Annotated in this window: 9 protein-coding genes and 1 pseudogene; 7 read left to right on the plus strand and 3 right to left on the minus strand. The window is 65.6% G+C overall.

The genetic code is table 11. The features are described from left to right. Window positions 1-243: 243 nt before the first annotated feature. The 3 genes from BBG20_RS06025 to BBG20_RS06035 form a co-directional block, all read right to left on the minus strand. Window positions 244-2,088 (minus strand): ABC transporter ATP-binding protein, encoded by a 1,845-nt coding sequence (locus BBG20_RS06025; protein WP_065901215.1) that lies wholly within the window; start codon window positions 2,086-2,088, stop codon window positions 244-246. Then, window positions 2,081-3,847 (minus strand): ABC transporter ATP-binding protein, encoded by a 1,767-nt coding sequence (locus BBG20_RS06030; RefSeq protein WP_065901219.1) that lies wholly within the window; start codon window positions 3,845-3,847, stop codon window positions 2,081-2,083. The genes BBG20_RS06025 and BBG20_RS06030 overlap by 8 nt, the downstream gene beginning before the upstream one ends. Before the next feature lie 95 nt (window positions 3,848-3,942). Continuing rightward, window positions 3,943-5,175 carry an acyl-CoA dehydrogenase family protein gene (locus BBG20_RS06035; protein WP_065901222.1) on the minus strand — a complete coding sequence of 411 codons (1,233 nt, stop codon included), beginning with the start codon at window positions 5,173-5,175 and terminating at the stop codon, window positions 3,943-3,945. Between the two features lie 293 nt (window positions 5,176-5,468). Between BBG20_RS06035 and BBG20_RS06040 the strand changes: the two genes are divergently transcribed. From BBG20_RS06040 to BBG20_RS06070, 7 genes and pseudogenes are all read left to right on the plus strand, one after another. Beyond that, window positions 5,469-6,512 carry an ABC transporter substrate-binding protein gene (locus tag BBG20_RS06040; protein WP_065901225.1) on the plus strand — a complete coding sequence of 348 codons (1,044 nt, stop codon included), beginning with the start codon at window positions 5,469-5,471 and terminating at the stop codon, window positions 6,510-6,512. A 16-nt stretch (window positions 6,513-6,528) separates the two neighbouring features. Next, window positions 6,529-7,260, plus strand: coding sequence for a class II aldolase/adducin family protein (locus BBG20_RS06045; RefSeq protein ID WP_065901227.1), 732 nt, complete (start codon window positions 6,529-6,531; stop codon window positions 7,258-7,260). A 95-nt stretch (window positions 7,261-7,355) separates the two neighbouring features. Beyond that, entirely contained in the window at window positions 7,356-8,543 is a 1,188-nt protein-coding gene (locus BBG20_RS06050) for an LLM class flavin-dependent oxidoreductase (protein WP_065901229.1), read from the plus strand. A 3-nt stretch (window positions 8,544-8,546) separates the two neighbouring features. Next, the gene (locus BBG20_RS06055; RefSeq protein WP_065901231.1) at window positions 8,547-10,103 is read left to right on the plus strand and encodes an ABC transporter substrate-binding protein; all 1,557 of its coding nucleotides are present in this window, start codon (window positions 8,547-8,549) and stop codon (window positions 10,101-10,103) included. After that, a pseudogene (locus BBG20_RS06060) lies at window positions 10,096-11,131 on the plus strand (ABC transporter permease). The gene BBG20_RS06055 and the pseudogene BBG20_RS06060 overlap by 8 nt, the downstream one beginning before the upstream one ends. Continuing rightward, complete coding sequence (locus BBG20_RS06065) at window positions 11,128-11,937, plus strand: ABC transporter permease (protein WP_065901234.1); 810 nt, start codon at window positions 11,128-11,130, stop codon at window positions 11,935-11,937. Before BBG20_RS06060 ends, BBG20_RS06065 begins: the two are co-directional and overlap by 4 nt. Next, window positions 11,934-13,712: a dipeptide ABC transporter ATP-binding protein gene (locus tag BBG20_RS06070; RefSeq protein WP_065901237.1), complete on the plus strand. Its 1,779-nt coding sequence runs from the start codon at window positions 11,934-11,936 to the stop codon at window positions 13,710-13,712. The genes BBG20_RS06065 and BBG20_RS06070 overlap by 4 nt, the downstream gene beginning before the upstream one ends. Window positions 13,713-13,833 lie beyond the last annotated feature (121 nt).

Below are 13,833 nucleotides of genomic sequence, written 5' to 3' on the forward strand. Positions count from 1 at the left end.
ACGCAGGCTTGAATCCGTGGGTAACCCGGCAGGACGCCGGGTTAGCCGCACTGGGCCAAGGATGGCCCATTGCGGCGGCCCACGGATTCAAGCCGGAGTGAGGGCACACCGAGCCTAGGCGAGGTGCCGAGTGTTGGGGCAAGAGCCCTTTTGGTTACTTTTGGGGCTCTTTTCCAAAAGTGACCCGCCGTAAGGGCGGAACCAATTCCAGCCATCCCCCCAATAACGGATATACCCCCACCCCTACAAAAGCACCACCTCCGACTCCCCCACCCGAGCACCAAGCAAATAACTCCGATACAACCCTGCATACGCCCCCTCCTGAGCAATAAGCCCCGCATGCGGCCCCAGCTCCACCACCTGCCCATGCCGGATTACCGCGATCCGGTCCGCATCGCGAATCGTCGCCAATCGATGCGCGATGATGATCGCCGTCCGCCCCTCGCACAGGCGCCGCAACGCCCGCTGAATCCGCCGCTCCGTATGAATATCCACCGCCGAAGTCGCCTCATCCAGCACCAGCACCGCCGGGTCTGCCAGGTACGCACGCACCAGGCACACCAACTGCCGCTGGCCATGACTGAGGTGCGCGCCCAGCGGCCCGACTTCGGTGTGGTACTGGTGGGGCAGGCGCTCCAGCACTTCATCGGCACCGAGCTCGCGGGCGGCGGCGATCAGCGTGGCGTCGTCAGCCTGGGGCGCGGCCAGGCGCAGGTTGTCGAGGATGCTGCCGCTGAACAGCACGTTGTCCTGCAGCACCACGCCGACGTGACGGCGCAGGGTGTGTTGCGCCAGGTCGCGCACGTCAATACCGTCGAGACGCACCGCGCCCGATTGCACGTCGTAGAAACGCGTCAGCAACTGCACCAGAGTGCTTTTGCCGTGCCCGGACGGACCGACGATCGCCAACACTTCACCGGCCGGAATGTGCAGGTCCAGGCCATTGATCACGGGCGCCTGGCCGTAACTGAAACCGACCTGGTCGAAGTGCACTTCGCCGCGAGCCCGTTCCAGCGTATGCGGCGTGGCACGACCGATGATCTGCGGCGTGGTGTCGAGCAGCAGGAAAATCCGCTGCGCCGAGGCCGAGCCGGTGGCGTAGCGCTCAAACAGGTCGGACAGCTCCTGCAGCGGCCCGAGGAACAAAAACACGTAGAACAGGCTTTCGGCGACCTGGCCCACACTCACTTCGCCCGCCGCCAGCCCGTAGGCGCCCACCAGCAGCAACAGTGCGATGCCTGCCGAGCTGAGCAGCGCGGTAAACGGCGCAAACCACGACGAGCGCAGGCTGCCGCGAATCAGCGCCTGGTTGAAGTCATCCAGCAGCCCGCGATAGCGCCGCAGGTTGGGGGCTTCTTGCGCGCATTGTTGCAACAGCCGCGCGCCGCTGACGCTTTCCACCAGGTGTGCGGTGAAGCGGCTGCGGTTCTCCGCGACCTTGGCCCAGTTGCGCTGCGAGATGCGCTTGAAACTCCACGTGGCCAGCACCAGCAGCGGCACCGTCGCCACCAGGCTGAGGAAAAACCGGGGGTCGATACGCCACAGCATCACCGACGCCAGGCCGCAGCGCAGCAGGGCGCCGAGCAGTTCCGGCGGACCCTGGATCACCAGCGGCTCCAGCGCGTCGACATCGCGGTCGACCCGCGAAATGATACGCCCGGCGCGCGTCTGGTCGAAGTAACTCACGCTCAGGCCCTGCACGTGTGCGAACACCTGCACGCGCAATGCGTTCAGCACCCGGATCGCCGCGCCGCCGGCGACGAACTGCGAGACCCCGGCCAACAGGAAGCGCGCCAGCCAACTGGCTGCCAGGCCAAGGCCGAGCCACAGCACCAGGCGCTCATCCAGCAGCCAATGGTCAGCCTGCTGGATCAGCCCGCGGTCGAGCAGTTCGCGCACAAACCAGGGGCGCAGGAACACCGTGATCACCAGCACAATTTCAATGCCGATCACCGCGGCGATCTGGCGTCGGATCGGCCGCAGCAGTGGCAGCAGCCGCTTGAACATGCTGCGATCGAGGGCCTTCTTCGCGAGCATTTCTTCGATTTCGATATCGCTCAAGGCTTTGCCTGGCAGCGGGTTAGCCATGGTCGATCCCCAGCAGGTCGCGGTAGTGCGCGTTGGTTGATTGCAGGTCGGCGTGGCGGCCCATGGCAGTGATTCTGCCGTCGGCCAGCATCAACACGCGGTCGGCCAGCAAAATGGTCGAGAGCTTGCTGGAGATCACCAGCACCGTGGTGCCACGCAGTTGCCGCAGGTTCTGCAACACCTGGCGCTCGCTGATGGCGTCGAGCGCGCTGGTGGCGTCGTCCAGGCACAGAATGTCGGGGGTGCCCAACAGCGCGCGGGCCAGGCACAGGCGTTGGCGCTGGCCACCGGACAAGGTCACGCCCCGGTCGCCCAGGGGTGTATCCAGGCCTTGGGGCAGACGCTGCACGATGTCGTCGGCGGCGGCTCTGTGCAGCGCATCGCGCAGCTGGGCGTCGGTGGCGCTGGGCGCGGTCAGGCGCAGGTTGGCGGCGAGGGTGCCGGCGAACAGGAAACTTTCCTGCGGCACCACATGCACGCGCTGGCGCAGCGGGCCGAGTTGCAGCTCGCGAATGTCCTGCCAGCCGCTGGCGTCCGATCCGAGCAATACGCGCCCGGCAGTCACGTCGCTCAGGCGCGGCAACAAGCTGGCGAGCAGGCTTTTGCCGGTACCGGTGGCGCCGACCAATGCGACGATTTCACCCGGCTGGATGCTCAGCGAACACGCCTGCAAAATGTCCCGACCGCCGCCCGGTGCCGTCACGCTGACGTGCTCCAACTGGAGCCCCAGCGGCGTGGCGGGCAGGGTGGCAGTACCACTGCGGATAGCGGCGGGTGCGTCGAGCAATTGCCAGATGCGCTCGGCACTGGCGCGGGCATCGGCGAAGGTCTGCATCACCCGGCCGATCCCTTCGATGCGAAACACCAGGGTGGTGGCGATCAACAGTGAGGTCACCAGTTCGCCAATGCTCAGTTGCCCGGCGGCGACCAGGTGCGCGCCGTACACCAGGATCCACACATGCCCCAACGCAACCACGGCCTGGGGCAGTGGAATGCGCGAGCTGGAATACGCCAACGCCTGGCGCGCGAGGCCGGCGAACACCGCCACCTGGTCGGCGAAGCCCTGGATACGTCGCTGCTCCAGCGCAAATGACTTGATCACGCGCACACCGCCAATGCCTTCGCTCAGGTCCTGGTTGACGCGGTCGTAGGCGCTGCCGACCGCCCGATCCAGGCCCACCAGGCGCTCGGTCTGGCGCACGAAAATCCACAGCCCGGTGACCGTCAGCAACAACGGCACCAGCCCCAGCAGCGGGTTGTACCAGCTGAGCAGGCCGACCGTGGCGAGTACCACCAGCGGCGTTTCCACCAGTTGGCGCCAGAAGGTGATCAGCGCGTCGCGGACCTTGTCGGCGTCGCGGGTCGTGCGCGTGATCATCTCGCCCATGCCGTGCTGCCAGTGGTAGCCCAGGTGCAGGCTTTGCACCTGGGCGAGGATGCGTTCGCGCAGGCGCGTCAGCAGTTCCTGGCTGATTACCAGCGAGAGCACACTGGCGATGTACTGCAGCACGCCACGGCCGAGGGCCACGGCGAGCATCAGCCCCAGCCAGTACCAGCCGAGGCCGGCCTCCAGGCTGCCATCCGCAAGGCGCACCACAGCGCGGCCGGCACTGACATCATTGACGGCATGCCCGATCAGCCATTGCTGCCAGACCAGCCCCAGGTTGATCGCCACGTACAGCGCCGCGACCAGGCTGAATCGCCAGGGCATTTCCCGGTAGATCGCCAGGCTGCGTAAAAGAGGGTGTTGTTCAATCATGAAAAGCTCATAGACATAAACGGGGGATACCGGACTTTGCAGGAGCCCGGCTTGCCGGCGATGGCGCCCTTAAAGACGCCATCGCCGGCAGGGTTTTATTTACGGGTGGCGCCCTGGGTTTCCTTGGCATTCAGGATCGCGGTGTATTCGCCTGGGTCCACGTCGTTGAGGTAGTAGTTGCCCACGTGGTGCAGGCGCCAGCGGATCGGGTCGTGGGTGGTGTGCACGCGGGCGTTGCGCCAGAAGCGGTCCAGGTTCCACTTGCTCAGCGAGGCGCTGGCGCCCAGCAGCGAGAAGATATCGCTGGAGATCTTCAGCGAGGCGCTGTCGGAGTGCGCGCGGGCGGTGGCGACCGACAGGATCAATTCGTCCTGCAGTTCCTTGTTGTCCGGGTCTTGCTCATGGGCATCGAACACGCGTGCGGCGTCGCGCAGCAGCGATTCGGCAGCCCGCAGCGCGACGGCGTATTCACCGATCTGCTTGATGATGTGTGGCTCTTCATTGGCGTGGTCGACGCCACTTTCCACCCATGGCCGCGCGTGGTGCTTGAGGTAGTCGACGGCAGCAGACAAGGCGCCGGCGGCGATGCCGGTGTCGATGGCCGCGTGGAGGATCTGCGGGAAGGTCAGCCCGGTGCGTTTCATCGGGCCTTTGCGGCGCGAGACGTAATCTTCGTCCAGCACGATATTGTCGAAATTCACCGTGCCGCTGACCGAGTTTTTCTGGCCAAAGGCGGCCCAGTCATCCACCAGCGTGAGGCCCGCTGCGTTGCGGTTGAGCAGGACACCGGCGCCGCCATCGTCCGAGGCGGCGGTGAGCGAGATCCATTCGGCGAGGTAGGAGCCGGTGGAGTAGAACTTGCTGCCATTGAGTACCAGGACGCCGTCCTCACGGCGTTCGACGCGGGTCTTCAGGGCGAATTTGTTCTTGCCGCCGACCTCGGCCAGGGCATTGCCGAAGCGTTTGCCAGCCAACACATCGCTGACCAGCCGATCCCGCACTGCATCCGGGTAACCGTTGAAAATCCCGCGCAGCATCACGTTGTGGATCTGCAGCAGTTGGCCGACGCCGCCATCGGCCACCGAGATAATCCGCACGGTCTCGACGATGGTCTGCACACAAGCCCCCAGCCCGCCAAAAGCCTTCGGCACGCCGATGGCAGTGATGCCGCTTTCGGATAACAGCTGTGCCTGGCGCCACGGCAGCTGGCCGTTCTGCTCGGGGTCGGCGGCGATGGCGGCGATCTCCACCGCGATGTCCTTGGCCGCGGCGATGGCCTCGGCTTCACTGTGCAGTTGGCGTACAGGCGCCTGTTCAAACGTAGTCATGCATTCATCCTTCTGTTTGGGTTCGCTTCCCCAGGGGTTGCGGTGTTGGCAGGGACTTGAGCAAGTTCCAAGCCAATGTGAAAAGCCCCTCCGTGTGGGGGCTGCGCGGGTGGGGCTGCTGCTGGGGCAGCAATGCTCGCAAGCGACTGCTGGCGCAGCAGCAGTGCTGTTGGCAGGTCAGCAGTCGCGTGGCCGGGTTCGCCGCGACAGCCCTGTAAACCCTGGCCCGCGTCGATTGGCACGGCCTCTGCAATACCTCCTCCACTGACTTGCCCAATTCAATGGAGCTGCCCATGACCCTTTCCGCTGTCCTGCCCACGCCTGAGCTTGAGCAGATCTGGTTTACCCGCTGCCCGGTGCCGACCGCCTCCGGCATCGCCTACAAGCTGGGGTGGTTGACCGAAGAGTTCGCGCCGGATGGTTTGCCGGTGTCGACGTTGCAGGAGGCTCGCCAACTGGGCCGTCACCATTACGATCACGACCTGCCTGGGCTGTTTCGCGAAGGCGGTAACGTGCCGGCCCTGGCGGCTCGCGCAGCCGGCGCACCGAGCCGCCTGATCGGCCTGACCTGGATCGAGGAATGGCAGACCATCCTGGTTCGCCCGGACTCCGGCATCAGCCGCCCCGAGCATCTCAAAGGCAAGCGCCTGGCCCTGCCGGCCTGGGGCGACAGCCGCCCTGGCAGCATTGCACGCGCCATGAGCCTGCACGGCTACAAGGGCGCATTGAGCCTGGCCGGCCTCGGCTTTGACGATGTCGAACTGGTGGAAGTGGCCTTGCAGGACCAGGAGCAGGCGCCGGATCCACAACAAGGCTTGCAACGCTTGTGGTCGGGCCTGGATTACCTGGTGCGTGGCGAGGTGGATGCGGTGTACGTCAAGGGCGCCTCGGCGGCCGACGCCGCACGGCGCCTGGGGCTGGTGGTGGGGATCGACCTGGACCTGATCGCCGAGCCGCGCTATCGCATCAACAACGGCACGCCACGGCCAATCACCGTGCACCAGAGCCTGCTCGACAACCACTTTGACCTGGTGGTGCGCTTCCTGGCGCAGACCCTCAGTGCGGCGGATTGGGCGGCGAACAACCGCGATGGCCTGAACGCGATTCTCGAAGAAGAAACCCGCGCCGGCAGTGCCGGTGTGGCCGAGGCTTATCGCGGTGATTTCCATACCACCCTGGCCCCGGATTTGTCGGTCCAGCGCCTGGATTTCCTCGGTGTCCAAAAAGATTTCCTGTACCTGCACGGCTTCCTGGAGCGCGATTTCTCGATCGCCGACTGGGTCGATCCGCGCCCCCTGCAAGCTGCCCATGAACTGTTGGCCAAGCGCCGCGCCTGAACCTGGAGAATGCCCCATGACTGCCATTGCTCACGCTCAACCCCTCGATCAAGCACTGCAGGCCTTTGTCGACAAGGTGCTGCTGGAGGCCGAAGAGGCTTTCACCGTATTCCGTGAAACCAACACCATCACCGCCAACGGCACCGTCGGTTTCATCGAGCGCGTACCCGGCCAGGAGCTGCTGGTGTCGGTGAACTACGGCGGCCCGTGGAACTACCGCAAGCCGCTGCAAGCCACGGTCACCGACTTTGCCGGCAACGTGATTCTCGGCAAAGGCAAAGGTGGCCTGGGCCGATACACCAAGCTGTTCCAGCAGCACCCGGACGTGACCACCGTGTCCCACGTGCATTCGCCGTACCTCGGCGCCTGGGCACAGACCCACCGCACCTTGCCATTCCACTACGTGCCGGTGCAGCGCTACCAGCTGGCGCGGGAGCTGCCGGTGTACATCGACCGTCGCCAGCAGGAAGTCGACTTCATCCTCGACAAGATCGCTGAAAACCCGTTCAACCTGGCCATCCTCGAGGCCAACGGCGGCTCCACCGTGTGGGGCAAGCAAGGGCTGCGGGCTACCGCCGAATTCATCCTGTTGCTGGAGGAGGGCGCCCAGCTGCAATTGCTCGCCGACGCCCTGGGTGGATCGCGTCCCTACGGGCCGGGCGTGTTGACCCAGCAGTGGAAAATGAGCGGCCTGTTCGAACACGCCACCGCACTGGGCCTGGTCCCGGCCATCGACCGCAAAAACTGAACACACCCTCATCACGGTGATTGAAACCACCACGACCCCTGCAGGCGCCGCAAGCCGGCGCCTGCAAGGGGCGGTTCCATTCAAGGATGTCTGTCATGGCTGTAAAGATTCTCTGGTACCTCACCACGCCCGATGGGCCTTATCCGTGGGAGCCTGAAGGGCGCTGGAAAACCGACTTCCAACACCTCAAGCAATTGGCTGTCGCCAGTGATCGCCTCGGCTATTACGGCTCGCTGCTGGGCTCCAGCCCGAATGAAAGCCTGGCAGTGGCCGCGTCGTTGATCGACGCCACCGAGCGCCTGCGTTTCCTCGTGGCGCAACACCCGGGCGAGCTGTCGCCGGCGGTGTTGGCCAAATGGGCATTGACCTTCGACCAGTTCTCCAATGGCCGCCTGCTGTTCAACGTGGTCAACGGCAATGACGCCGGCCTGGCCACGTTGGGCGTGCATTACGCGCATGACGAGCGTTACGCCTTCAGCCTTGAATACTGGCGTGCGTTCCAGGGCTTCTACGCCGGTGATACGCGTGGCTATGACGGTGACTACGTCAAGCTCGCCCCGCGTGCGCCGGGCGCCGCCAGCCATCCACTGGGCGGTTGGCACCCGCCGTACCAGAAGCCGGGTATCCCGTTGTGGGGCGCCGGCACGTCGGGACCGGGGGTCGAGCATTCGGTGCAACTGCTCGATGTGTACCTGAGCTTCGCCAACACCCCGCCGAAACTCGGCGACAAGTTCCGCAAGGTCGCCGCCGAGGCGGCGAAGATCGGCCGCGAACTGACCTTTGGCACGCGCCTGCAAATCATCGTGCGCGAGACCGAGGAAGAAGCCTGGGCCCACGCGGAAAAACTGCTGCAGCGCACCTCGCTGCAAACCGCACGCAATGCGCTTGAGCGCCAGTTGCCGCCGGGGGTGAGCCTGGAGGATTTTCACAGCGACGACCCGCAAACCCAGCGCAATGTCGAGACGGTGCGTGCCGGGCGCCTGCCCACTGCGCGTGAGCTGGAAATCTACCCCAACGTGTGGCTCGGCCCCAGCCTGTTCGGCTTCAACATCCTCGGCCCGGCTGCCGGCACATATCTGGTGGGCAGTGCCGAGCAGGTCGCCGAGCGCATCCGCGAATACGAGGCGCAAGGCACCTCGGCATTCATCCTCTCGGGCTTCCCGTTGATCGACGAAGCCCATCGGGTCGCCGATTTGCTGTTCCCGTTGCTGGACCTGGACCACGGCTTTGAAGTGCCGCGCCTGGGCGTCACCCACAAGGCTGTACAGCGCGAAGAGGCTTGAGTGATGAGTGACGGATTTTCCCGCCGGGTGTTTCTCGGCAACAGCCTGGTGGTCGGCGGCGGCCTGCTGCTGGGGGGCTGTGACAGCGGTGCGGCGAGCCAGGGCGCGGCGGTCCTGACGGGTAAGCCGGTGAGTGGCGGACGCCTGCGCATCGGCATTATCGACGGCGACCAGTCGGGCAACCTGGATGCGCATAAACCGGTGGGCGGCGGGATCCTCCGTGGCTGGGCGCTGTACAGCAAGTTCTGGGAATGGAACACCGATGTCAGCACGCGCCTGGCCCTGGCCGAGTTCGCCGAGCCGAATGCCGATGCCAGCGCCTGGACCATCCGTATCAAGCCCGGCCTGGAGTTTCACCATGGCAAGACCATTGGTGCCGACGACATGCTGTTTTCGCTGTTGCGCCTGACCGACCCCAAACTGGCTTCACCGTTTGCCGGGTTGGTCGGGGCGATCGATCGCAACGCGCTGCGCAAGCTGGATGAGCGCACCATCGAAATTCGTTTCAAGCAGGGCCAGAGCTTCTTCCCACTCGATGAAACCCTGATCAGCTTTGGCGGCATCGTGCCGACCGACTATGACCCGATCACCAACCCGGTGGGCGCCGGCCCTTACAAGCTCAAGCGCTTCGTGCCCGGCCAGCGCTCGCTGTACACGCGGTTCGAGAACTACTACAAACCCGGCCAGCCGTATGCCGACGAGCTGGAAATCATCGAGTTCAAGGACCAGGTCTCGCGCGTGGCCGCATTGCGCGCCGGGCAGATCGACGTGGCCAGCGGCGTGCAGGCCGAGCACAGCGCGTTGCTCAAGGCCGATTCGCGCCTGTCGCTGTGCGTCTCACCGACGACTTCATTCACCGGTTTCAACCTGAACCTGGCCAAGCCGCCGTTCGACGATGTGCGCGTGCGCCAGGCGTTTCGTCTGCTCGCCGACCGCCAGGAGTTGGTGGACCGTGGTCTCAATGGCTTCGGGCGCATCGCCAACGACCTGTATTCGCCCCATGATCCCACCTACAACCATGCAATTGCCCAGCGCCCGTATGACCTGGAGCAGGCGCGCTCGCTGTTGCGCCAAGCCGGGCAGACTGACCTGCGCGTCGAGCTGACCACCACGCCAGGCCCTGGAGTGAATGCTGCGCTGGTATTCGCCCAGCAAGCGAAAAAGGCCGGTGTGGAGGTGCGTGTCACCCAGGTTGACGGCGCGGTGTTCAATGGCCCGCAGCGCGAGCAATGGCAGGTATCGCCGGGCTCGACCCCGGCGCGCGGTTTTCTGGCCTCGGCCCTGCACAACGACGCGCCGCTGGCGATCTACAACCGCAGCAATTTCCATGACCCACAGTTCGACAGCTTGTACCGCCAGGCCCTGGCCCAGCCCGATCTGGCATTGCGTACCGGCCTGGTGCACGAAGCCCAGCAGATCCAGCACGAACGTGGCGGCCTGCTGATCTGGGGCTTCAGTGATGTGCTCGACGCGGCGTCCGTGAAGGTCGGCGGCCTGAACCCCGAGCAGACCACCTTTGCCTCCTGGCGTTTTGACGAGTTGTGGTTGAACCATGTCTGAGTCGCACTGCAAAACCCCGCGTACGCCGGCCTGGCTGTCGTGGTTCGTCGGGCGCCTGGGCTACGGTTTGCTGACCGCCTGGGTGATCAGCCTGGTGGTGTTTATCGCCACCCAGGCGCTGCCATCGGACCCGGCGCGGGTGATCCTCGGCCCGGATGCGCCGCTGGAAAGTATCCTCACCCTGCAGCACCAACTGGGCCTCGACCAGCCGATCCTGTGGCAATACCTGCGCTGGCTGGGCGCGGCCTTGAGTGGTGATCTTGGCGTGTCGCTGGATTCCAACGCGCCGGTCAGCCACCTCCTGTGGGGCCGTTTCGGCTATACCCTGGCGCTGCTGGCCGGGGTGATCGCACTGGTGGTGCCGGCGGCGCTCGCGTTGGGCGTGGCGCTGGCGTTGCGCCGCGACAGCCGCCTGGATCGCTGGAGCCTGTCGTTGCTGATCTTTCTCAAGGCCACGCCGGGTTTCCTCTTGGCGATTGGCTTGGTGCTGCTGTTTTCCATGCCGCACATGGACTTTCTGCCGGCGGTGTCGATTCTCGACCCGGACCAGTCGCTGCTGCGCCAGCTCAAGTTCCTGATCCTGCCCGTCGTGGCCCTGAGCCTGACGGCGTTGCCCTATCTCACGCGCATGGTGCGTGCGGCGATGATCGAGGCGCTGGAGTCCGACTACGTGATCGCAGCGCGGCTGCGCGGCATTCCCTACCGACGCATCGTGTGGTGCCACACGTTGCCCAACGCGCTGGTGCCGGCGATCCAGGGCGTGGCGCTGGGCGGTGCTGGCCGAAGTGATCTTCAGTTACCCCGGCATCGGCACCGCACTCAACGCGGCCATCCAGATGCGCGACCTGCCGATGATCCAGGCGATTGTGCTGGTGATCACCCTGGCAGTGGTGCTGATCAACCTGCTGGCCGACCTGCTGACCGTATTGCTCACGCCCAAGCTGCGCACAGCGCGGCGCGTGAGGATGATTCAACGCAACCGCCGGGGCATCACCCCGTGGTGGCGCCGCTCCCGAGGTGAGGCATGAACGAGCCGCAAATTCGCAAAGGTGCACTGATCACCGCGCTGGTGATCGCGATTGCCGTGCTGGGCCCGTGGCTGGCGCCCCATGGCACCACCGACATGGTCGGCCCGGTGTACGGCGCGCCGATGGGCAGCGCATGGCTGGGCTATGACTTCCTCGGGCACGACGTGCTGTCGCGCCTGCTCAGCGGCGGTCTGTCGGTGCTGTGGATGTCGGTGGCGGCGGCCAGTATCGCGCTGGCGGTGGGCAGTACGCTGGGGTTGTTGGCCGGGCTCTCGCGGCGACGTTTGGACCAGCTGATCACGTGGTCGGCGGATGTATCCCTGGCGTTTCCCGACCTGATCCTGGTGCTGCTGATCGTGTCGATGCTGGGTCGCGCGCCGTGGCTGATTGTCTTGACTGTGTCCATCGCGTTCATCCCCGGCGTCATCCGCCTGGCGCGGGCCAGTGCGGTGGCGGTGGCGGGGCAGGAGTTTGTCGAGGCGGCGCAGATGATGGGGTATTCGCGGCGGCGCATTCTGTTCAAGGAGATCCTGCCGAACATCCTCACGCCGCTGCTGGTGCACTTCGGCAACATGCTGACCTGGGGCGTGGGCATGCTCTCGGGCTTGAGTTTTCTAGGCTACGGGGTCGCGCCGCCCACGGCGGACTGGGGCCTGATGATCAACGAAAACCAGGCAGGCCTGCTGGTACAGCCCTGGGCGGTGTTGGCCCCGGCGGTACTGATCGGGGTGTTTGCCTACGGTACCAATATCCTCGCCGAAGGCATCGGCCGGCGCAGCGCACGGATGGGAGAGAAACAGGCATGAATGCGATCACTGAAATCGACACGGCGGTGTTGCAGGTGCACGACCTGCGGGTGGAATTGTCGGCGCAGGTGGATGTGGTGTCGGGCATTTCGTTCAGCCTGCACGCGGGCGAAATCCTCGGGCTGGTGGGGGAGTCGGGCTCGGGCAAGACCACCCTGGCCACCGCTTTGCTCGCCCACGCCCGACGCGGTGCGCGCATCGTCGCGGGCCAGGTGCAGGTCGACGGCCAGGCGTTGTTGAGCCTGGAGGGCGAGGCCTTGCGCCGGGCGCGTGGCAGCCTGATCGGTTACGTCGCCCAAGACCCTGCCACGGCGCTGAACCCGGCCCTGCGCATTGGCAACCTGTTGCGCGAGACGTTGGCGGTGCATCCGCTGCAACTGGACCGCGCTGCCCAGCAGCAACGCATCAGCGAGACCTTGCGCGATGTCGGCCTGCCGGACGATCCCGAGTTTCTGCGACGCTTTCCTCATCAATTGTCCGGTGGCCAGCAGCAGCGCGTGATGCTGGCGCTGGCCTTTGTGCTGCGCCCGCGCCTGATCGTGCTGGATGAGCCGACCACCGCGCTGGATGTCAGCACCCAGGCGCATATCCTCGCGACCTTGCGCCGCTTGTGCAAAAGCCAGGGGGTGGCGGCAGTGTATGTGTCCCATGACTTGGCGGTGATCAAGGACCTGGTGGACCGGGTGATGGTGATGTACGCCGGGCGCATCGTCGAGACGGCCACGCGCGAGGTGCTGTTTCGCCGGCCATCGCACCCGTATACCCGCGGCTTGCTGGCGGCGATCCCGGATGTGGCCGGTAGGCGCGAACTGCAAGCCATCGCCGGGCAGGCCCCGGCGCCGGGGCAACGGCCGCAGGGGTGCAGCTTCGGGCCACGTTGTGACCGGTTTACTTCAGCCTGCGCGGTGGCCGAGCCGCCGCTCCAGGCGCTGCCCGCCGGGCACGCGGTGGCGTGCCTGAATGCGCATGACCAGCCGTTGCAGGTACGTGGGTTGACCCCGATTGCGGCGCTCACGACGCAGACGCAGGCGCCGTTGTTGTCGATCAGCGGCTTGAACGTCGCCTATGACCGGCAGGTGTTGTTCGACATCACGTTGCAGGTGCAGCCGGGTGAATGCCTGGCGCTGGTGGGGGAGTCCGGTTCGGGCAAGACCAGCCTGGCGCGGGCCGTCGCCGGGCTTGGCGAGAATGCCGAAGGGCAGTTGAGCTACGCCGGCCGGCCTTTGCCGCTGCAGGCGCGCCAGCGGGACGCGGGCTTGCGCCACCAGATCCAATACATTTTCCAGAACCCGTACCGCGCGCTGAACCCACGGCAAACCGTGTACCAGACCTTGAGCGCGCCGCTGGAGCACTTCTTCGCGATCAAAGGCGCGGCGGCGCGCCAGCGGGTCGAGGCGGTGCTCCAGCGCGTGTCACTGTCGGCGTCGGTGGCCGACCTGTACCCCCACAGCCTGTCGGGCGGCGAACGCCAGCGCGTGGCCATCGCCCGAGCCCTGTTGTGCGAACCGCGGCTGCTGATCTGCGACGAAATCACCTCGGCGCTGGACGTGTCGGTGCAAGCCTCGATCCTCGACCTGCTGCGCCAGTTGCAGCGCGAAGGCTTGACGTTGCTGTTCGTGACCCACGACCTGGGCGTAGTCCGCGCAATCGCCGACCGGGTGCTGGTCTTGAAAGTCGGCAGAGTGGTGGAGCAGGGCGCAGTCGACAGCGTCCTGGACCAGCCGCAGGCGGCATATACCCGCTCGTTACTGGAGCATTCGCCGACGTTGGGGTGACCCGACTTCGATCCATGCATGGGCGCTGGATCAGTGCTGAATCCCCCCCCCACAGCACACCTCCCTGTGGGAGCCGTCGAGCCCCAGCGAGGCCGCGAGGGCGGTGTGTCAGTTGATGCAT

The sequence above is a fragment of the Pseudomonas aylmerensis genome (genome assembly GCF_001702265.1).
Taxonomy (GTDB): domain Bacteria; phylum Pseudomonadota; class Gammaproteobacteria; order Pseudomonadales; family Pseudomonadaceae; genus Aquipseudomonas; species Aquipseudomonas aylmerensis.